Annotated in this window: 13 protein-coding genes; 2 read left to right on the top strand and 11 right to left on the bottom strand. The window is 40.4% G+C overall.

Translation table 11 applies throughout. The annotated features are described in order from the left end of the window. The first annotated feature begins 109 nt into the window (after positions 1–109). Together KW2_RS12120 and KW2_RS05435 are read left to right on the top strand one after the other, a co-directional pair. Positions 110–10,522, top strand: coding sequence for a collagen-like protein (locus KW2_RS12120; RefSeq protein WP_021037188.1), 10,413 nt, complete (start codon positions 110–112; stop codon positions 10,520–10,522). 76 nt (positions 10,523–10,598) lie between these two features. Further along, the gene (locus tag KW2_RS05435) at positions 10,599–11,549 is read left to right on the top strand and encodes a glycosyltransferase family 2 protein (RefSeq protein WP_021037187.1); all 951 of its coding nucleotides are present in this window, start codon (positions 10,599–10,601) and stop codon (positions 11,547–11,549) included. Positions 11,550–11,721: 172 nt separating this feature from the next. Here KW2_RS05435 and guaC read toward each other — a convergent pair whose 3' ends face one another. The 11 genes from guaC to KW2_RS05380 form a co-directional block, all read right to left on the bottom strand. Then, the gene (gene guaC / locus KW2_RS05430) at positions 11,722–12,711 is read right to left on the bottom strand and encodes a GMP reductase (protein ID WP_011676256.1); all 990 of its coding nucleotides are present in this window, start codon (positions 12,709–12,711) and stop codon (positions 11,722–11,724) included. A 262-nt stretch (positions 12,712–12,973) separates the two neighbouring features. Further along, entirely contained in the window at positions 12,974–13,591 is a 618-nt protein-coding gene (locus tag KW2_RS05425) for a TIGR01906 family membrane protein (protein ID WP_021037186.1), read from the bottom strand. A 140-nt stretch (positions 13,592–13,731) separates the two neighbouring features. Further along, the gene (locus tag KW2_RS05420) at positions 13,732–14,505 is read right to left on the bottom strand and encodes a TIGR01457 family HAD-type hydrolase (RefSeq protein ID WP_015082408.1); all 774 of its coding nucleotides are present in this window, start codon (positions 14,503–14,505) and stop codon (positions 13,732–13,734) included. 51 nt (positions 14,506–14,556) lie between these two features. After that, positions 14,557–15,285 carry an acyl-[acyl-carrier-protein] thioesterase gene (locus tag KW2_RS05415; RefSeq protein WP_021037185.1) on the bottom strand — a complete coding sequence of 243 codons (729 nt, stop codon included), beginning with the start codon at positions 15,283–15,285 and terminating at the stop codon, positions 14,557–14,559. 101 nt (positions 15,286–15,386) lie between these two features. After that, positions 15,387–15,827, bottom strand: coding sequence for a deoxycytidylate deaminase (locus tag KW2_RS05410; protein WP_011676252.1), 441 nt, complete (start codon positions 15,825–15,827; stop codon positions 15,387–15,389). 102 nt (positions 15,828–15,929) lie between these two features. Continuing rightward, a complete protein-coding gene (locus KW2_RS05405; protein WP_021165275.1) occupies positions 15,930–16,733 on the bottom strand; it encodes a glycoside hydrolase family 25 protein in 804 nt (267 codons plus the stop codon). A 58-nt stretch (positions 16,734–16,791) separates the two neighbouring features. Further along, positions 16,792–17,931, bottom strand: coding sequence for a radical SAM family heme chaperone HemW (gene hemW, locus KW2_RS05400; RefSeq protein ID WP_021037183.1), 1,140 nt, complete (start codon positions 17,929–17,931; stop codon positions 16,792–16,794). Between the two features lie 189 nt (positions 17,932–18,120). After that, positions 18,121–18,648 carry an IbrB-like domain-containing protein gene (locus tag KW2_RS05395; RefSeq protein ID WP_011835278.1) on the bottom strand — a complete coding sequence of 176 codons (528 nt, stop codon included), beginning with the start codon at positions 18,646–18,648 and terminating at the stop codon, positions 18,121–18,123. Next, entirely contained in the window at positions 18,630–19,949 is a 1,320-nt protein-coding gene (locus KW2_RS05390) for a DUF3440 domain-containing protein (RefSeq protein WP_021037182.1), read from the bottom strand. Before KW2_RS05390 ends, KW2_RS05395 begins: the two co-directional genes overlap by 19 nt. A 328-nt stretch (positions 19,950–20,277) precedes the next feature. Next, positions 20,278–20,865 (bottom strand): hypothetical protein, encoded by a 588-nt coding sequence (locus tag KW2_RS05385; RefSeq protein ID WP_021037181.1) that lies wholly within the window; start codon positions 20,863–20,865, stop codon positions 20,278–20,280. 45 nt (positions 20,866–20,910) lie between these two features. Then, positions 20,911–21,828: a choloylglycine hydrolase family protein gene (locus KW2_RS05380; protein WP_021037180.1), complete on the bottom strand. Its 918-nt coding sequence runs from the start codon at positions 21,826–21,828 to the stop codon at positions 20,911–20,913. Positions 21,829–21,980 lie beyond the last annotated feature (152 nt).

Genomic DNA, 21,980 nt, shown 5'->3' with positions numbered 1-21,980 from the left:
CCATATAAATCAATTCATCTTTGAAACATATTATTATTTTATTGTATTTTTAGTAAAATAATCACAACTACAAAATTTATGTAGCTAGAAAAAGGAAGGTGTTTTAAATATGGAAGATAATTTCTCCAAAGGGAAAAAGATTATTGATTCTAGAAAGAATCATACCCAAAACAAGAATTTCCGAACCTGGAAATCCAAAAAAGCTTGGCTCTATTCATCAAGTGCATTAGCTTTACTCCTTGCCGGTGGAGGAGGACTTGCAACCTCTGTTACAGTAAAAGCTGATGAGGTGGCACAAGTCTCAACGACGTCAACTACATCAGCAACGCCTCCTGCAACAACTGGTGATACCTCTGCTACTGCTGCGGCAACACCCGCGGTAACGACTCCAACTGATGATTCTGCTACAACACAAACCGCAGCGCCTCAAACAGCCGCTACCACAGCAGCGACAACTACATCTGATAGTTCAACTACTACTCCGGCAGCAACTTCGGCTACGGATGCTTCAACAGCTACGACAGCAGCCGCAACTACATCTAATAGTTCAACCACTACGCCGGCGGCGACTTCAGCTACTGACGCGTCAACAGCCACGCCAGCAGCAACTACATCTGATAGTTCAACTACTACTCCGGCGGCGACTTCAGCTACTGACGCGTCAACAGCTACGACAGCAACCACAACTGCATCTGATAGTTCAACCACTTCTCCAGCGGCAACATCAGCTACTGGTGCGTCAACAGCTACCCAAGCGGCTACTTCGGCTACTGGTGCATCAACAGCTACCCAAGCGACTACTTCAGCTACTGGTGCGTCAACTACGACTCCAGCTACGACAAGTGCAACTTCTACAACCTCTACAACTGCGACTGTCACACCAAAAGTAGCTGTTAAAAGTCTTGCTGCAGCAGTTCCTACAGCAGCTCAAACAAGTCTGACAGTAAATGCAATGCCAGACAATACGCAAGACGCCCTCACCTCAGCATCTGAAAACAACACATCTCCAACAACTGTGAAAGTTGCTGACCCTCTCACAAGCGCTGCCTTGTCTTCAGCTTATGCAGCAGCAAATACAGCTGGGACTTTGGCCCCTGTTTCTACAGCAGCACAGTTCCAAGCCGCTTACAACAATTCAGCAATTACCTATATTCAATTGGTTCCAAACACAACCTTAACCTTGGCAGCTGCGCTGAATAGTCGGACTTCTAATCTTATTATTGACGGGAATGGCGGCGTCATCAACCTTGGCAACTATAACTTGCCTCTTGGCTCGACAGTCGGTCATACTCCCCAAACCTTCAGCGTAAATAATATTACTTTGAACACCACTCAAACAGGTTCTGATGATGGACAAGGAAATAACTCTTCTGTTATCAATGCTAACGCTTATGGTGGTTCCGGTGACTGGAACATCAATGTCAAAGATACAACGGCAGGTTCGACAGGAATCGGTCTTGTTATTGCTGCTTCTTATTCTCAAATCACACTGTCTGGTAAAGATACCTTCTCTGCCGATACCCACATGGTTGCCACAGGTACTTTCTATGTGGCAAACGGTGCAACCGTCAATTATACAGAAAATGGTACATGGTCTCCTATTTACTTTACCTCTACAGGAACTGCAGGAAATCCAAACCGCACAACAACCGGAACTGGAGCACAACCAAATGCTTACTTTGGTGATGGTTCAAGTATTTCCATCACAACTAACGCCAATGGTTATGCAGCTTTTGCCGGATTGAATAACTTAACAACAGGGGATAATGTTACCTTTAATGTTCAAGGTTCAACGAACTTCATCTCTGATGCTGCTGGAAATAATGGTTCAAATCCTGGAGCAAATTATTCTGCAACCGAAAAACATACTTATGTTTTTGGTCAGTATAATAAAATTTCTGCAAATACTTCACAAACTGGAATTATCCTCAACAACGCTTCTGATAGCTTAACACTCAATCACGGTGTTACATTAACTCTTGCTCCTACTGGTAATGCTTACTACGCGATCCAGAATAACGGGACCGCTAATATTCTTTCGCCAGCCACAATGACCCTCAGTGGCGGTGACGCCTATGTCGCAATTACAGGTTCCGGTACAACCAATCTGTCTAACGTTAATGTAACAACTACTCCATCAACAAATAAACTTAATGGAACTGTTTCTACACTTTTAACTGACAAAAATGGAACTTGGAATGGTTATCTCGACAGTACTCAAACCGTAACAAACGTTTCAAACACTGGTTTGACTTCTATCGTCATGGTCCCAGGTACTCCTGGTAATATCACCATTAATTATGTTGATGCTACTTCTGCTAGCGGAAAAGTTGTTGGAACATTTACTGTTCCAGTATCATCAACAAGCAGCAATCTCGCAGGTGATAACCTGAACACAGGCACACCACTTCCTGGCGATAGCTTACAAGCAATTATTGCAGCCTATGCCGTTAACCCAATGCCTAAAGGCTATGTTTTAGCAACAGGTACCGAAGTTAATTCAACACTTGCAGCGGCTCTCCAAAGCAACTCAACTTATTCAGGAAATGTTTCATTATACGGTATCAATGCCTATGATACAACAGGTCAACTTGAATATATGGTTGTTCCCGTTACTGGTTCGGCAGCAACCACATATTATATGATGGTTTACCCTGCACCAAACAACAGTGTGACTTATAATTATGTAGATGCTGGAACAGGTGCCGTTGTTGCAACTGGCAGTACTCAAGGTGGACTTGAAGGAACAGGAACTTATAGTTCTCTTCCAACAGCTAACGTTGGCAACAACATCGATTTCACAAATAGCTACTACACCACTACTAATGCACCTGCAGGTTATCACTATGTGACAAGCGCACAAAATGCAACGATTGGTGCTACTCAACCTACAACAGTCCAAGTAACTTCAGCTGCCTCAAACACTACACTTTATGTTTTATCAAACACACAAGCAGATACATTAACAGCACCTAGCGCAGCAACAGTTGTCGCTGGTGGTTCAGTTAATCTTTTGACAGGCGTTTCAGGAACTGATTCTAACTTAAACAGTTTTACTGGCGCATCTGCTTCCGCTGCAAAGACACTCGTGGTCACTGTTGATGGCACAACCGTTATCCCAGATGCAAATGGTAATGTTTCTTATAACCCATCAACGGCAACACCTGCTGGCACTCACAATGTAGTCTATACCTTCACAGACCCATTCAATAGTGCACAACTCACAGCAACACAAGTGATTACCGTGACTCCGCTTGCTACGCCAACATTGAGCGTCACACCATCATCTACAATAAATGCCGGTGATACAATCAACTATATCAATGCTCCAGCAAATCTGACTGGTACAGATGCTTATGGAAAAACAATCAGTTACAGCACTTCTTCTCCATACATCACGATAACATTAAGTACGCAAGTTGGTTCAGCCGCCCCTACAAATCCAACGACTTTACCAGCTGGACAAGTTTCATTGGCAACAAAAGCCTCTGACCCTACAACTGTCTATACTTTCAATTACACTTATACTGACCCAGCAACGAATGTTGCAGCGACAGCCAAATATGTTGTGACTGAAAATACATTAGCAGCTCCTGTCTTGACTGCCAATTCTACAACAAATATTTCAGCCGGTGGTTCGGTAAACCTCTTAACAGGACTTACAGGCACAGATTCAAGCCTTAACAGCCTTGATTTCACTAATGCTCAAACACTTGCTAATCTTCAACTTTCTGTCGTAAATTCTGCTGGTATCACAGGTACAATCAGTGGAACAACTTACAACTCTAAGGTTACAGATGCAAGTGGTACAGCAACCGTTACTTACAAGTACACCGACCCAAATAGTCAAAAAACAGCAACTGCCACTCAAGTCATTAACATTGGTAAATTAGCAAGCCCTGCACTTAACGTTCAAAGTCAAACCGTTTCTGCTGGACAAACCGTTCAACTTGTCGGTTCTCCTGCAAGTTTGGCCGGTACAGACTCAAACGGTAATGCGATTGACTTCACACAAGCCGCTCAAATCGGTAATCTTGCTATCTCAGTGACGAATAATCGTACCTCAGTAACAAGCACACTTCCATCAGGCACAACAAGCTTCGTAACAAGTGTGAAAGACCCGAATACAACTTATACAGTTAACTATGTTTATACAGACCCCACAACTGGCTATACAGGTAAAGCAACATCAACTGTAACTGAAAATGCTCTTGCTGCTCCTGTATTGAACGTCTTGAAATCAAATACAGTAACAGCTGGCACAAATTACGAGTTGGTTGCAAATCCATCAAACCTTGCAGGAACTGATGCTACTGGTACTGCGATTGACTTCATTTTGCCTAGTCAACTTGCTAACCTTGCGATTACAATGGACGGCACAGCCGTAACTGGTACTCAATATCAATTTGCGGCAAATGCTACTTCTGGTCAACACGTTGTTAATTATATCTACACAGATCCTACGACTGGTGTGAAAGCTACGGCTCAACAGTTGATTACTCTTTCTGCACTTGCTCAACCTGAACTTTCAGTAACAGCTTCGCAAACCATTAATGCAGGTCAAAGCGTTCAACTCTTTGGTAGTCCATCAAGCTTAACTGGTACAGACTCTGAAGGAAATACAATTAACTTTGCAGACGCTAAACAATTGGCTAACTTGACGATTACTATTGATGGCAAAGCACTCCCAACTGGTACGACAGTATTAGCAACAAATGTTAAAGACGGCAACGCTACACATACAGTTAACTATACTTATATTGACCCTACGACTGGTTTCTCTACAGGCACAACACAAATCATCAATGAAGTTGCCTTAGCAGCACCAACCTTATCAGTAGCACCTTCTCAAAACGTGACTGCTGGTCAAACCGTTCAACTCGTGAATTCACCAGCTGGCTTGACAGGCACCGATGCCAATGGTCAAACCATCAACTTCTCAAATAGTCAACAATTGGCTAACTTGACAATTTCTGTAGATGGAACACCACTTTCATCAGGCGTAACAACTTGGGCAGTACCACAAAAAACAGCTTCTGGTTCACATACAGTTACTTATACTTATGTCGACCCTACGACTGGTGTATCAACAGCAACTACTGAAACAATTAATGTCTCAGCACTCGCTGCTCCTGCCCTTAGCATCACACCAAATACGCAAACCGCTCAAGCAGGTACAAATGTTAACCTTTTGACAGGTCTTGCTGGAACTAACGCTTTAGGCAACAACATTGACTTTTCAAATACTACCGAAGACGCTCGTTTAACAGTAACGGTTGATGGCGTTTCAACAAATGGTGGTACAAACTGGGCAATTCCAGCAAATGCAGCTGTTGTTGGTCCACATACAATCCGTTATACCTACACAGACCCAACAACAGGCGTGACTGCTTCAACTTCACAAGTCATTACCGTTACAGCATTGACGCCAAACTATACAACAAATTCTTCAAATCTTGTTGGCTCTCCTTATGCTACAACTGGTCAAGCTCTTTCTAACCTTGTGACTCTTAGCGGTGGTGCCGGTGCTGTCAATACAACAGCGCCAGTCACTGGAATACTCTATGCAGGAACAACTCAGGTTGGCACTACAACGACCACTGCAGTCTTCGACTCAAATGGTAATTCAACTGTTTCACTCAACTACTCTGGACTTGATTTAAGTAAGTATGCAGGTAAAACATTGACCAGCGTTGCAACAGTTGGTTCAACACAAATCACTTCAAATGCAGTACCTATTACTGCAATGCCACTTAAGGGTGACACGGGTGCAACTGGAGCAACTGGCGCTACAGGTAATACTGGGGCTACGGGTGCGACCGGTGATACCGGTGCAACTGGAGCTACAGGTGCCACTGGTAGTACTGGTGCGACTGGAGCTACGGGTAATACCGGTGCCACAGGTAAAACTGGTTATACACCAGAAATCGGAACAGATGGTAACTGGTGGACATGGGTTCTTGATAATTCTAACAACACTTACACTCTGACTGATACAGGTATCCCTGCAACAGGTGCCACTGGTGCGACTGGGGCTACAGGTGCAACCGGTACTTCTGGTGCAGACGGACATTCTCCATACGTTGGCTCAAATGGCAACTGGATGGTTTGGAATGATGTTTCTGGACGTTGGGAAGATTCTGGTACACCTGCGACAGGTGCAACTGGAGCGACCGGGGCGACAGGCACGACTGGTACAAGCGGAACTACTCCAACAATCGGATCAAATGGCGATTGGTGGATTGGTTCTGTTGATACTGGTATCAAAGCTCAAGGAACAACTGGGGCGACCGGGGCGACTGGAGCTACCGGCGCTACTGGACAAAGCGGAGCCACTCCAACAATCGGATCAAACGGTGACTGGGTCATCAATGGTCAAGATACTGGAATTCAAGCCCAAGGAGCAACCGGCGCGACGGGCGCAACTGGGGCTACGGGTCTAAACGGCGCACAAGGTGTTAAAGGTGACACTGGAGCGACTGGGGCTACGGGCGCTACGGGTGCTACGGGTCAAACTGGTGCTACTGGTACAAGTGGAACTACTCCAACAATCGGATCAAATGGCGACTGGTGGATTGGTTCTGTCGATACTGGCATCAAAGCTCAAGGAACAACTGGAGCTACAGGGGCAACTGGGGCCACGGGCGCTACCGGCACAAGCGGAGCCACTCCAACAATCGGATCAAACGGTGACTGGGTCATAAATGGTCAAGATACTGGCATTCAAGCCCAAGGAGCAACCGGAGCCACAGGTGCGACAGGTAATACTGGAGCACAAGGTGTTAAAGGCGACACAGGTGCGACTGGGGCGACTGGCGCTACAGGTGCGACTGGTCAAACTGGGGCTACGGGTGCAAGTGGAACTACTCCAACAATCGGCTCAAATGGCGACTGGTGGATTGGTTCTGTCGACACTGGCATCAAAGCTCAAGGAACAACTGGAGCGACTGGCGCTACAGGTGCTACGGGTGCAGCTGGTAAAGATGGCTTAACTCCTTACATCGGTACTAATGGCGATTGGTATGTTAACAATCAAGACTCTGGTATTCACGCACAAGGTAACACAGGAGCAACGGGCGCACAAGGTATTCAAGGAAATACCGGTGCTACTGGTGCGACAGGTAATACCGGTGCTACTGGTGCAGCTGGTAAAGACGGTCTCACTCCGTTTGTTGGCTCAAATGGTGACTGGTGGATTGGTTCTGTTGATACTGGTATCACAGCCAAAGGTGACACTGGTATGACTGGAGCTACTGGAGCTACTGGACAAAATGGGGCAGACGGTCAAACTCCTTATATTGGAGTTAACGGCGATTGGTTTGTAAATGGTACAGATACTGGTATCCATGCACAAGGTGCGACTGGAGCAACTGGTCAAACTGGAGCTCAAGGCGTCAAAGGTGATACTGGTGCAAGCGGGGCGACTGGAGCCACGGGTGCCACAGGAGCAACAGGTGCGACTGGTGCGACTGGAACTACTCCAACCATTGGTTCAAATGGCGATTGGTGGATTGGTTCATGGGATAGCGGTGTGAAAGCACAAGGTGCTACTGGCGCTACTGGGGCGACTGGTCAAAATGGTAAAGATGGTTCAACTCCTTATATTGGTGTAAATGGCGATTGGTTTGTAAATAATCAAGATACCGGTGTCCATGCTCAAGGGGCTACTGGTCAAAATGGCGAAACTGGTCCTACTCCAGAAATTGGCGTTAATGGCAACTGGTGGACATGGAACTGGAATGCAACCACTAACCAATATGAACTCTTCGATACAGGTATTCCTGCCCAAGGCGCTACTGGGGCGACCGGAGCGACGGGTGACACTGGAGCATCTGGTGCCGATGGACATTCTCCATATATCAACACAGCTACTGGTAACTGGATGGTTTGGAATAATGACCTAGGTCAATTCGTTGATACTGGTCATCCTGCTACTGGGGCAACCGGTGCAACGGGTGATACTGGAGCTGCCGGCACAAACGGTACAAATGGTACAGACGGTCTTACTCCACAAATTGGTGTCAATGGTAACTGGTGGATTGGCGGTACTGATACTGGAGTTAAAGCAGAAGGTACTACAGGTGCGACCGGGGCCACTGGTGCAACGGGTGCGACCGGTAAGACTGGTGACACTCCATTTATCGGAGTCAATGGCAACTGGTGGGTGAGCGGTATTGATACTGGCGTTCATGCACAAGGTGCAACGGGCGCAACAGGAGCTACTGGTGATACTGGTGCTCAAGGCATTAAAGGTGATACGGGTGCAACTGGTCAAACTGGACTCGAAGGTGACACTGGGGCAACAGGAGCTACTGGTAAAGATGGTCAATCTCCATTCATCGGTTCAAACGGCGACTGGTGGATTGGCAATGTCGACTTAGGTATTAAAGCCAAAGGCGATACTGGTGCGACCGGAGCTACTGGTGCTACTGGTGCTGCTGGTAAAGACGGGGCAACCCCTTATATTGGCGCTAATGGCGACTGGTATATCAACAATAAAGATAGCGGTATCCATGCTCAAGGCCCAACTGGAGCAACAGGAGCCACTGGTAAAAATGGTATTACTCCAGAAATTGGTGATAATGGCAACTGGTGGATTGGTTCTTATGATACTGGCGAATCAGCATTAGGCGCAACAGGGGCAACGGGTGCCACTGGACCTACGGGTGCCACTGGTAAAGATGGTGATACTCCTTATGTTGGACCTGATGGTAACTGGTGGATTGGTGATACTGATACCGGACACAGCGCTAAAGGAACGACCGGTGCAACAGGAGCGACTGGCGCAACTGGTCCTAAAGGTGATACAGGAGCAACGGGAGCGACTGGGGTTCAAGGTCGTCCAGGGAATGATGGCGCAACTGGAGCGACTGGGGCGACTGGCGCAACTGGTCCTAAAGGACCTCAAGGTATCCAAGGACCTACTGGACCTACCGGTCCTAAAGGTGATACGGGTGCGACTGGTCCTACGGGAGACACTGGTACAACCAATACACCTGGTGATGGACAATGGACAGGAAATGCTTCAGGAATCTTAACTCTCGATGCAACTCATCCTTTGGCAGATAAACCAAATCAACAAGTCAATGAAGTTGTTGCTGTTGCTGATTTACGAGACGGCGATGGCAAAATTGTCACAGGAAATCAAATCGTCAAAGTTTACCTCTATGCAAATGATAAATTGCTTACCCAAACTTCTGGTGTTATTAGCTTAAATAATACTGGTTTTGGCCAAATTGCAATCCCAATCACTTTTGATGCCACTGGACTTTCTCATGCTGTATTAACTGCTGGCTTCTGTATTGGTGACCCAATCGGAACGAATACACCTGATGGTGATGTAACTGGTGGAACGCAAACGGGTAGTTTGGTAATCCCTGGAGATGATACCGTTGCTGCTACAACTGTAGGTTCTACATCAAATGCAACAAATGTAGCAAGTCCTACAACAATCGGCACAAACACGCCTGATGGTAGTGTAACAGGTGGAACGCAAACAGGTAGTTTGGTAATTCCGGGGGATAGTAATTCTAGTCAAACAGCTACAACAGATAATACCGACTCTTCTAAGTCAACTGACTTTGTAATGCCAACAATTACTGCCCCTGCAAATGTGACAGTAACCGTTGGAGATAGCTTTATTCCATCTGCCGGTGATGCAATTGTAACTGATACAGACTATACAGCGGACAGTGGTTATCGTATGATTCTTTCAAATAATGTGAACACTGCGGTTCCTGGTACATATCAAGTTGTCTATACTTACAATTACATCGACCCAACGACACAAGGAGCTGCTAGTACTACTGCCACTCAAGAAGTGACTGTAGTCGCAGCTGCTGCTGGAACAAGTTCTTCTGATACTGATACTAGCGTTGGTTCAACAAGTGCAACAGGTGCAACTTCTGGAATTGGGGCAAATACTCCTAACGGAGATTTGAACAATGGCTCACAAACTGGTGATTTAACTGTTCCTGGTACTGGTGATACAGGTTCAACGGGAGATACTGGATCTACTGGTTCTACAGGAGACACTGGCTCAACTTCTAACCCTTCTGGTTCTGGAATTGGAGCAAATACTCCTGATGGCAACTATAACAATGGTTCACAAACTGGTGAATTAGAAGTTCCCGGAGAACCTACTGGTCCAACTAATCCTACTAGCCCTACTGGGCCTACTGGTTCTACAGGAAATACTGGGGCAACTGGTTCTACAGGAGCGACTGGGGCGACTGGGGCGACTGGGGCGACTGGCTCAACTGGCCCTAGCGGTTCTACAGGTACAAGTGGTCAAAATGGAACAAACGGCACTAATGGGACTAATGGGACTAACGGTCAAAGCGTATTAAATGGTACGCCACAAGCACTTAATTACCAAACAGTACCTATGGCTCCACAATCAACATCATTGCCTGTAACTGGTGGATCATCACTTGATGAAACATTTGTCGAAATTGGCGCAACTATGTTAGCTTTAGGCGCTTCTATTGAAGTTTTACGTCGTAAAATGAAAAAATCATAATTTATTTGACGAATTGAGTAAAACAATTTAAAGAAGTCACTCATTTCATTGAGTGACTTCTTGTTTTGGAGGAAAAGTGAAAACTTTGAGTATTATCATCCCTTTTATGGGACAAACGGAACAGAATTTAGCTGTCGCTCTAGGGTCAATCAATGGTCAAATCGGTATTGATTTTTCGGAAATTACAGTACATTTAGTAAACGATGCTGGTCCTGAAATTGATTGGGATAAATTTTCCATCTTTGGAAATTTGGACTTACAGTATCATCAATTGCCAAACAATGTTGGACCTGGTATGGCAAGACAATTCGGAATTGACCATAGTGAAAGCCGCTATATTATGTTTATGGATTCAGATGATGAGTTGCATTTTGCAGGAGCTCTATTAGAATTTTTCAATGCAATCAAGGATTCTGGGGACCATCAAATCTTAATTGCACGCTACATCGAGCAATTTTTAGATGAAAAAGGTGGTTTTCGCTATTTGGTTCATCCTATTTATGACTGGAAGGCTGCTTATGCCAAGTGGTTTTCACGTGAGTACCTCCAACAAGAAAATTTGAGTTTTCATCCAGAATTAAAACTTTTCGAGGATACTTATTTTGTTGGCTTATCTTGTCAGCTCGCAAAAGATATTCATTATATTGATAGTGTTGTCTATAGCTGGCTTTATAACGAAAACTCACTTGTCCGTCAAAATGGCAAATCATTTGAACATCAAACGGCCCTTTGGGCAAAAGAAAATCGTTTGTTTTTACGAGTGATTCGGGAAAAACAACCAGAAAATCTTAAAAGAGATTTAGAAAATTACGTAATTGATGTTTATATGAGACAACGAAAATTCCCACCTGAAAATTTAGCGGATTTCTATGTGGCTCATCTGGCGCTACTTATTGAATTTTCTGATGTCTGGTCGGGATATTCGGAAGATTTACAAGCGAAAGTCGATAGTCTTCGTGATGTAGCTGGTGGTCAGTGGCAAGGCGTTGATACATCTGGCTTTCAAGACTTTATTAATAATCCTTAAAAATATTAAATTAGGGTAAATTATTATAATTAATGTCTTCATCTCTCGGAAAACAAAAACACTCCATTAACTTTTTAATGGGGTGTTTTTTTGATAGATTCAACCTTTAAAATAAAGGATTATTTGCAAATTTTATTTCCTATATTTTCAGAAACTGGCATCCATATATTTATTAGATAGCATCACCATTCCAAATTGAGTTTTTAACAACAACATAGTCAACTTTAGTAAGTGCAGACAAATCACGGCCACCAGCATAAGAAATTGAGCTTTGGAGGTCTTCTTCCATTTCTTTTAAAGTATCTTTTAGTGAGCCTTTGTGCGGAAGAAGAATTTTCTTGCCTTCCACATTTTTATGTTCACCTTTTTGATATTCGGAAGCTGAACCAAAGTATTCTTTGAAAAGTTGTCCGTCACGTTCAACTGTTTGCCCTGGAGATTCTTCATGGGCAGCAAAAAGAGAACCAACCATGACCATCGTCGCACCCATGCGGATTGATTTAGCAATGTCACCATGTGTACGGATTCCACCATCTGCAATAACTGGTTTACTAGCTGCTTTAGCACACCATTTTACCGCAGCAAGCTGCCAACCACCTGTACCAAATCCAGTTTTAACTTTCGTGATACAAACTTTACCAGGGCCAATCCCAACTTTAGTTGCATCTGCTCCGGCATTTTCAAGCTCACGAACAGCTTCTGGTGTTCCAACATTTCCTGCAATGACAAATGTTTGGGGCATGAGACGTTTAATTAATTGAATGGTTTTGATGACAGAGTCTGCGTGACCATGAGCAATATCAATCGTGATAAATTCAGGAATGAGAGCTTCTGCTGAAATTTCACGAATAAAGGCATGTTCGTCTGCTTTAACTCCGACAGAAATTGAGGCAATCAGACCATCTTTGTGCATCTTCTTGATAAAAGCGGCTCTATTTTCTGCTTCAAAACGGTGCATGATGTAGAAATAACCTTCTTTTGCAAGCATTTCAGCAATTTTATCATCAATAATCGTTTGCATATTCGCTGGTACGACTGGCAATTTAAAAGTATAGTTGCCTAGTTTAACGCTTGTGTCTGCTTCTGAGCGACTGTTAATGACACATTTATTTGGGATAAGTTGAATGTCTTCGTAGTCAAATACTGAGTTTAGGTTATTCATTGTAATTTCTCCTTGGAGTGTGACTAGGCTATTTCTAAGTATTTCTTAGCCTATGAACTCATTAATGATTTGATTTACAGAAAAGACCGACCAAACCCTACGGGTTTCACTAGTTGAGCGATTATAAAATCTCTGTTTGCTCAACCTTCCTTATTCATTTTATCTCAAAAAAACGGATTTTTGAGTAATTTACCTTATTTATAAGAAAAAACGGAGTGTAACGTTCGGAAATGGCAAACAATAAAAAACACTGACAAACTTATCAGCGTTTTTTATTGAAAAGGAAAGTTCCACGACGATAAATTATGAAAAAGCTTAATTCATATACGAGTAGAAAAATCAAAAATGTGTGCATGAAGAATTGTTCAGGTAGGACACTGATGATTGGATCAGTTGCCGGGTCAAAGAGCCAACTATTATCACGAAATAATACTTCATGAAAAGCTACAAAAAACTGGTCAAAGCCAATCAACCAAGCAATAATTCCAATCGCCAAAGGAAAAATCATGACAACTCTAATAGCATTATGGAAAACTAGAGAAAGATTTTCTTTGATAAATCGGATAAATATTGGGATTAATATAATTGTCAGAAAGAAAACAAGCATGAACAAATTTTTTACTTCCGCAAAATGATGGAGTCCACTTGCTGACGAGGGGAAATCAGGCATAGACAACTTATTCTCTAAAGGATTAATTAAATAATTCATCAAAATAAGGAAATTGTGCCAGATTTTTCCAACACTCATTTGTACTAAATCAGTCAAACGATACCAAAAGATTTCGCCAAAAAACAAGGGAATAGCGAGAAAAATAGTTAAAGTTACGGAAAATGCAATAATCCAGATAATACTTAATCCAAAAATGAGTTTATCTCGCATAGTTTCTCCTAAAGTATTCAATAAGTTACTGACGAAAATATAGCAGAAACGCAGTAAACCAAAACCTGCAAGAACTGCTGATAAAATGGTCAATAACTATTTTGTAAGTTATAAAATTACTGACAGAGTTGACGGTAAGTTTAGACTTCCCAATCGTCCAAACTAGACACCACATAAGTTGGTGGAACTGGAAGGTTTGGTACTTCTTCAGCTTTGGTAAATCCTGTCGTCACAAGTAGACTATCAATACCATTATTAATTCCTGTATGAATATCTGTCAGATAATTATCTCCGACCATCAATAAGTCTGACTTAGGAAGTCCGAGTTTTTCAACGGCTTTGTCAGCAATGATTGCTTCAGGTTTCCCAATAATTGTCGCTTCAACTCGTGTTGCCGCTTCAAGCATTTTAATCAATGCTCCAGCACCGGGAGTCAAACCACGTTCATTTGGCAAGTTTAAATCTGGATTTGTTCCAATAAATTTTGCCCCCTTATGAATGGCAAGCGTCGCCAAGACCAACATTTCATAAGTTAAATCAGTATCTAAAGCAACAACAACATAAGCTGGATTTTCACGGTCTTTTTTATAACCAGCTTCATAGATTGCCTCTTTTAGTCCATCTTCACCAATAATATAGACTGTTTTTTCTAAACCCAAATCGTTCATATAATCAACAGTTGCTAGGCTGGCAGTATAAATTGTTTCAAGTGGAGTCTCAATATTAAAGTGCTGACTCAAACGTTTTTGAACCACGCGCGGTGTCTTAGTGGTGTTATTAGTCACTAAAAGATAAGGTATTTTGGCTTCTTGCAGACGGTGAATGAAATTTTCACCGGCAGGAATCCGTTTATTACCTAAGTAAATTGTTCCATCAAGGTCAATCAAGTAACCACCATATTTTTTATTTGTCATTTTTATTCTCTTCTAATTTTTATCATTAAAAATCTACTGACAGAACTGTCATTAAATTTTCCCCCAATGAATTTCAATTTGAGTGCTTCCGTCATTAAAATTATGATGGCTAACGTCATCTTTCCAAGACATCAAAGCTTTTATTTCTTCACCATAAAGAATTTCATGGTTGTATTTGATGAAGACATGTTTTGGTTGATGTTCTTTACGGAAATCAAAGTCAACCATATCAGCTGCCCAATCATAATATTTAGCATTATTAACATGACCATTCATGTCTAAAGCAGAAAATCGAACAGGATAAACAATTTGTCGTGTTTCACCAAATTGCTCTAATTTAAGGAATTTATGAGGACGGGAAATTTTTGACACTTTTTCAGATTCATAAGGGTCAACAATTTCATCCAACACACGGTCAATTTTTCTTGTTTCTTTGTCCATTAAAACCCAAGTTGAACGAATTTCAACTAAAACTTCCCCTTTTTCATTTAAAAATGAGAAATTACGATAACAAAAGAATTTATTATAACTTGTTGCTTCTGTTTCGATGATAATTTTTTCGTTGAACTCTGGTAGACGGTGAATGGTTAGTTCATATTCAATAACTGCCCAAAAAAGGCCATATCTTTCAAAGACCCAAACATCAGAACGCCCAAGAGTTGTCGACTGCTCACCTGAAATCTGTAAGGCCACGGCCAAAAGACTTGAAATTCGCATTTTTTTAAAAGCATCACTTTCATAGAAAGGAACTTGATAATTTTGTTGATATTTTATACCCATTTTATGATAACCTCGCCTTCTATTTTAGCAAAAAAAAGAGCAATTTTCATAAATTGCTCATTTACTCAACAGTGATTTACTAATTCAAACAACTTGTCTAATCAAATCTTATTACAAGAAATTTCTAACGTGTCAATCAGTAATTCTTCATATGGGTCTTTGGCATGATATTCATCAATATATTTGATTTCTTTCACCCCAGCAGCAACGACTAATTTCAGGCAGGCTAGACAAGGAAAAAGAGTAGTATATAGAATTGCGCCCTCAGGCGATACTCCATGTTTGGCAGCTTGAGCAATCGCATTTTGTTCTGCATGAACAGTGGCAACACAATGACCGTACTTGTCTTCTGTACATCCAATATCAGTACAATGAGGCATTCCAGAAACGGCACCATTATAGCCAGTTGAAAGCAGCTGACCATTTGGACTCACCAATAAAGCTCCAACTTGGGCATGGTTACAAGTAGAACGTTTCGCAACCACTTGAACTATTTCTTTGAAGTATTCATCCTTGCTTGGTCTTATAAATTTTTCAGTCATGACAACTCCTTAATTACTATTTGATTCATTATAACAAATTTATTTGCATCAGTCCTGATAAAAAAACTTCCAAGAGAAAGCAAATCACTTGGAAGAAAAATATTATTTTTGATTTTTAAATAATTCATTATAATTTGATTGATTATTAACCATATTTAAATCAACATTTCCTGAATAACCAGGCACCGTTCCTTGGTCAGTAAATTGTTGCATTTTGTAACTTAAACTTGTCTCTGGTGATGCGTCCCATGAGCCTGTATTTCGCCCATAAGCTGCAATCCAAATTGCTTTGAACTTATCAACTTTTATTTGATTATCCCGTAAGAACCAATCTTGTGCATAAATCCCAATGTTTTTAGCCCCTTGCTTTTCTAATTCCGCGCGAAAAGCTTCGATTCCTTCATTCATGTTTTTCATATTGGTAACTTCAACATCAAGCCAATAATAAGTTGGTTTATAGGGACTTGCACGACGATAGAAGTCTTTTGCTTGCTTCTTCATTTCTGTAGTATTTTTACCAGTTACAAAAGCATAGACTGCCGTTGGAATCCCTCGCTCTTGAAAAGCCTTGATATGCTGTTTATAAGCAGTATCTTCTCCATCCTTGCTTGCTGAATTATCAGCATGACCATAAGAACCATTGACCCGTATAACCGCACCAATCACATGCTGACTCAAGGTGTTATAATCAATATCTTCTGGACGTTGCCAACCCGAAAGGTCGACAACTGGTTTATTCAAATCCAGCACCTTCTCATCCAAAATATGATTAACAACAATCTTTTCATTTGCTGCTTTTTTAGGAGGTTCTATCGGTCGAATTCGTACTAAACCAAGTAAGGCGATCATTGCAATCATGGTTGCTGTAAAGATAAAAGCTCCCATTTTTTTAAGTTTACGTCTCATTTTAGGTTTCATTAATTATATTGTAACATTTTTTTCACAAAAATTCATCACTATAGCATTAATAATTAACATCATCGAGTAAAAATTTTTCAAAGACGTTATTTCCTAGTTCAAACCCTTTGTCAGTCATATGAATTCTTTCTCGGTCATCATATAATAACTTTTGTTTGATGAGTTCTGTAATTTGTTCTCCATATAGTTTATCAAAAGAACAATTAAATTTTGCTTCAAATTTTTCAACCAGAACTCCTGATTTTTTGCGCAGACCTAGAAACATCTCTTCTTCAATTTGAGATTTTTTGCTTAAGACTTCTTCATTCACTCTTTTATCATTTGCCGCTGCTTTAAGATAATGATGCACTGGTCCATAATTCTTATATCGAACACCAGATAAATAACCTGATGCTCCAGCACCAATTCCATAATACTCTTCATTATCCCAATAAGTTATATTATGCTTACTTTCAAAACCTGGGCGACCAAAATTTGAAACTTCATAATGCTGATAACCATGTTGAGCTAAGATATCCATGATATATTCATACATATCTGCATTCTTATCTTCGCTTGGCAAGCGTAAAAGGCCACGGCGTTGACGATTCATAAAAACGGTATGGTCTTCTAAAATCAAACTATATAAAGCAACATGCGGAAGATCAAGAGCCAAAAATTTATCAACATCTGATTTGACCATTTCCATCGTCTGTCCAGGGAGTGCATAAATTAAATCGATGGTGATATTTTCAAAACCAGCCATTTTCAAGCGTTCAATTGAATCATAGACTTGAGCTTCATTATGAGTTCGCCCAATTTTTTTTAATAAAGTATTATTAAAAGTTTGAACACCAAGCGATATTCGATTGACAGCAGAATGAGCTAAAACTTTAATCACATCGTCTGATAAATCTCCCGGATTTGCCTCCACAGTAAATTCTTCTAAAAAATCTAAATCCAATTGGTCAGCTATAGCAGTTAACAAACGCTCGAGCTGTTGAGCTGACAAAACACTCGGTGTTCCTCCACCGATATAGACCGTTTTCAATTTTTTTATTTTAAGACTTTGGAATTCTTCAATGATTGCCTCAATATAAGCATCAACAGGTTGCCCTGTCATCAAAACCTTGGCAAAGTCGCAATAATAACAGATATGAGAACAAAAAGGAATATGAAAATATGCTGAGTTCGGTTTTTGAAACATTAATACTTCCCTTCAAAAGTTTTTTCCTACTCAATGAAATATAATGGAAAATAATTTCTCCAATGTAAATCATAAATACTTGCCCTATTATATCATACCTGAGAAAAGCTACTTCTTTTTTAAAACAAAAATATTTTTTTCTATTTTTTCAGAAATAAAAAATAGGGTAGCTTTCGCTCCTCTATTTAATCATTCTTCGCTATCCCATTCCCAAGATCTTGAAAAATCTCCTCCTTTAAACAAAGAGGCCAAACCACTCAATTGCTTTAATCTTAGTAATTCTTCTTTATCCATCCCAATATTTGTGATTATCCAACGGTCACTCAATCCTGCCTCAACCAATTGTTGAACGATTTGCGTCATTAATTCAATAGAATGAGTCCCTCTAGCACGATTGTGGCGAATGGTACTCGCAATTCTGTCTTCTAAGGGACGGTCAATGATTGACACTGGTAAGCAATTTTGTTCTCTTTGAGCAATTTCTGGCGAATTTTTCATGACTAGATATCGATGAAAACCATCCACTATCTCATAGATATCTTTTTCTTTATCATAATAACAAACGATTGGCATCGTATAGCCATCTTCTAAGATAGAGCGCTCTAATAGTTTGAACTCTGATGGTGCAGTCTTGTTTGGATTATATGAGTTGGCTCTGATTTTCTCAATTGGAACACGTTGCACTTGATAAGCTGGGCTTATAAAAAGCTCTCCCATTTTTTCATGGCCTCCTTTTTCTTTTGCAATTCATCTTTGGTTTGACCAAAACCCATGTACTGGCAAGAAGTATCATTTTTTAAAATTGTGATACACATTCTCTTATAAGAAGGAACCAGCCTAAAGTTTTTGATTGGAACATCATCGGGGTATTTTTTGAAACGTATAACCTTATGTTCCTGTTTATAATTTCGATTATTTTTCGGATTTCCCAGGTTTTCAAATTGTAAGTCTGTTTCTTCAAGTTCACGAACTACTTTTTCTGGAAGGGCCCCACCGTTTTTGGTCCAATAAGTCAATGAACTTTGAAATTTTTTAAGATAAACTTGCCGCATTTCTTTCGAAAGAGTTTTAAGAAGGAAATTGACATAGCTTTCCCAAGTGTGTCCTTTAGGCAGGGTAACTCCCCGATAACCAAGAGCGACCGTCCCGCCATAAAGAGCCGCAAAATTTGCTCCATTGACACGCCCCATTAATTTCCCCCAAGTCTCAGGTTCTAAAGCTTGATAAAGTTTTAGAGAGGCGACTCCACACTGATGAAATGGATTAGCAACTCTCATACTTTTAAAGGGAACACCAGCTTGAAAATATAAATCATATAAATGATTATAGTCAAAGCCAAATTTTGCATTTGCTACCCATACATCCTCAAATAGCCAATCATACATTGGATAAAAATTGAAGACATTATGAAAAATACGATGACTATAATTGGTCATGCCAAATCGTGAAAAAGTTTCCTCACGAGTCACAGCATTAAAACGATTCAAACTTTCCTGAGCTCTAATTCCAACAAGAACAGCCGTTCTTTCTGCTTTTGTTTCTTGATGAAGCCACTGGCAAAACTTACTTTGAAAATCATAGTCTGACATTCCAACTTGAAAAAAGGGGAAATTATGATTTTGAAGATGAATTGCTCCTTTGGGAATGGGATTTAACCAGAGCTCTGGATGTTCCGGATCCCAAGGCAACCAAGTTGATTGAGACATTGATATGCCACAAGAAGCTGAAACAGGCATACAGATGTGATAATAGTCAAAACTAGGATATTTTCCCATTGAACGCTCAATATAGTCTTTTGTTTCTTGATAATTTCCTTCGTAATCAAGATAATAAACAGAAACTTTAACTCCTTTTGCCTCTAATTCGTTTTCTTCGTAGTAACGATGAACGAGTTCTAACATCACTCCGGAGTCCTTTCCTCCCGAAAAGGAAACAATTAAATGATCAAAATAATTGCATATGTAGTCTAATCGCTTATTAAAAGCCTCATATACATTTTCCTCTTGATATTTTCTCACTAGTTCATCCCCTTTGAATAGTTTCCATTTAGATAATATTTTCCCGATTTAATATTGAATTCTTATAATTTATCTAAAATTCCTTATCAACTAAGTCTATTTTACTTAAACTATTGATTTTTTTCAAGGATATACCAAAACGAACATATTAATTACATTTTGTTGTGTTCATATTATCTTAGATGAATCCTTTAATCTACTGCTTAGAAAGCTCAAAAAATGTGACTGAATTAATTATAATTATTTATGTCATCTATAACAATCAACCCAATCCATTTTATGCACTTCTTGTTAATTTTACTGGCAAATTAACTAAAAAAAGTACTCATTAGAGTACTTTTTTATGCTTTAAATAATTTCTTCTGCCTTCAATTAGAAACATCATTGTCAAACTAAGGATAATGAGATAAATCGGAAAAGCAACTTCTGTAAGTTTCCACTGATGAACTTCTGTAAAACTTGTACTTGCTGAAAAGAGACTTCCTAAGAACAAGAATCCATTTTCGGTTTCTGGGAAGTTCCAACCTTTAATCAGAGTTGGAAGTGCCGCTAAAGCATCTGAAAGAATCGCTAACAAAATAGCAACATTTGGGCTCTTAGTCATATACCAAGCAACTAAAGCTAAGATTGATACAAAACCACAAATATAATCAAATTTTCCCATTTTCCAATAAGCAGCCTTATTAAAACAAGCAACCGTAAATACTAAGATTGGCCCAAAACCGGCCATAAACACTGGTAAACTCGCCCAAGAAACTCCTGTTGATAATGATGCAGCTGTGCTAATTAGTGGAGCAATACCCCATATTAACCAGGTAATTTTATTGGGTTTAACACGACCACGAATGCTGGCAACAAGATAAGTGCTTGTAAAGGACAACGAAATGAGCGCCCCTAATATAACAATAAAATGCATTAATTTCTCCTATTAATCTTGCTTTATTATAGCAAAATTTTAGGACTAGAGTTCTTCTGGGAAACGATAGACTTGAACGTTTAAATCCTCATAAGTCTGTAAATAAAGTCTTCGACTCGTCACCTCAACTGCACTTCGATAGACAGTATAAGTCCCTGAGCGGCCCTCTGATTTAGGAACAGTCACCCCATTTAAAATATGCCAAGCTTCAATAATATTTTGCTGTTCATTTTTAGGATAAATGGCTCTTTCTTTATAGATAGCGGCCCGGATAAATCGGGAAGTCGGTGTAAATCCACCAGGAAATACTGGCTTACCATTAAAACTCCCAGTCGAAATCTGATTGGGATTATTATTTTTTACTGATGGTTCTGTCAGTATATTAAGATCCATATAAGTGGTTAATTTTTCAATTTCTCTTTCAAATTTGGGAGCATTGGTGACCACACCTATCGAGTTATTTGAAATGATCAGACGTCCACCATGTGGTTCGATATTTATCATTTGACCACTCGAATCCGTTGCCGAAAAATGCAAATCATTTCGACCAAATTTGAAAGTTGAATTTTCATCGGTCATTAATTGGACAGTATCAATCTTCTGACGAACGTCTTCAATTGAACGACAGTTTCCTAATAACCAAAGTAAAAATTCAAAAGCAGCGAGTTGAATTTTCCCAGCTTCTCCTTCGCTAGCATAATCTGACTGATTCGAAAAGGTTAATTTTTGAGCTGCCAAGCCATATTCATTGACCCCATCAGAAATATCAGCATGTTGACGCATTTCACTATTTCCAACACCAAGAATTGCATAAGGATTTGTCATTTTTTTCTCATTGTAAACACTTGTCCATTCATAATTCTTAGGCAGAACCAGTGCTTCTGCCTTAAATGGATGCCAATCCATTGTTCTTGCAAAAACTAGGCCACCATCACTTGATTTTAGTTGAAAACTAGTACACATTTTTTCTCCCCTTAAATAGATGTCATCTATTTATTTTATCAAAAAATTTACTAATAGAGATACTAGCATATCTGTAAAATGCTATCCTATGACAAAGGTTCAAAAAAGTTCGAAAAAAGTACTGACAGAATTATCAGTACTTTCATTCAACC

It is taken from the genome of Lactococcus cremoris subsp. cremoris KW2 (assembly GCF_000468955.1).
GTDB classification, from domain to species: Bacteria; Bacillota; Bacilli; order Lactobacillales; family Streptococcaceae; genus Lactococcus; species Lactococcus cremoris.
The sequence above is the reverse complement of the archived record's forward strand: the minus strand, read 5'-3'. Positions and strand labels throughout refer to the sequence as shown.

What these genes read in the sequence shown, in the direction of transcription:
- KW2_RS05410 (WP_011676252.1), bottom strand. Translation starts at nt 15,827, where the DNA reads ATGACTGAAAAATTTATAAGACCAAGCAAGGATGAATACTTCAAAGAA.
- KW2_RS05420 (WP_015082408.1), bottom strand. Translation starts at nt 14,505, where the DNA reads ATGACAAATAAAAAATATGGTGGTTACTTGATTGACCTTGATGGAACA.
- KW2_RS05405 (WP_021165275.1), bottom strand. Translation starts at nt 16,733, where the DNA reads ATGAGACGTAAACTTAAAAAAATGGGAGCTTTTATCTTTACAGCAACC.
- KW2_RS05385 (WP_021037181.1), bottom strand. Translation starts at nt 20,865, where the DNA reads ATGCATTTTATTGTTATATTAGGGGCGCTCATTTCGTTGTCCTTTACA.
- KW2_RS05415 (WP_021037185.1), bottom strand. Translation starts at nt 15,285, where the DNA reads ATGGGTATAAAATATCAACAAAATTATCAAGTTCCTTTCTATGAAAGT.
- KW2_RS12120 (WP_021037188.1), top strand. Translation starts at nt 110, where the DNA reads ATGGAAGATAATTTCTCCAAAGGGAAAAAGATTATTGATTCTAGAAAG.
- guaC (WP_011676256.1), bottom strand. Translation starts at nt 12,711, where the DNA reads ATGAATAACCTAAACTCAGTATTTGACTACGAAGACATTCAACTTATC.
- hemW (WP_021037183.1), bottom strand. Translation starts at nt 17,931, where the DNA reads ATGTTTCAAAAACCGAACTCAGCATATTTTCATATTCCTTTTTGTTCT.
- KW2_RS05395 (WP_011835278.1), bottom strand. Translation starts at nt 18,648, where the DNA reads ATGGGAGAGCTTTTTATAAGCCCAGCTTATCAAGTGCAACGTGTTCCA.
- KW2_RS05380 (WP_021037180.1), bottom strand. Translation starts at nt 21,828, where the DNA reads ATGTGTACTAGTTTTCAACTAAAATCAAGTGATGGTGGCCTAGTTTTT.
- KW2_RS05425 (WP_021037186.1), bottom strand. Translation starts at nt 13,591, where the DNA reads ATGCGAGATAAACTCATTTTTGGATTAAGTATTATCTGGATTATTGCA.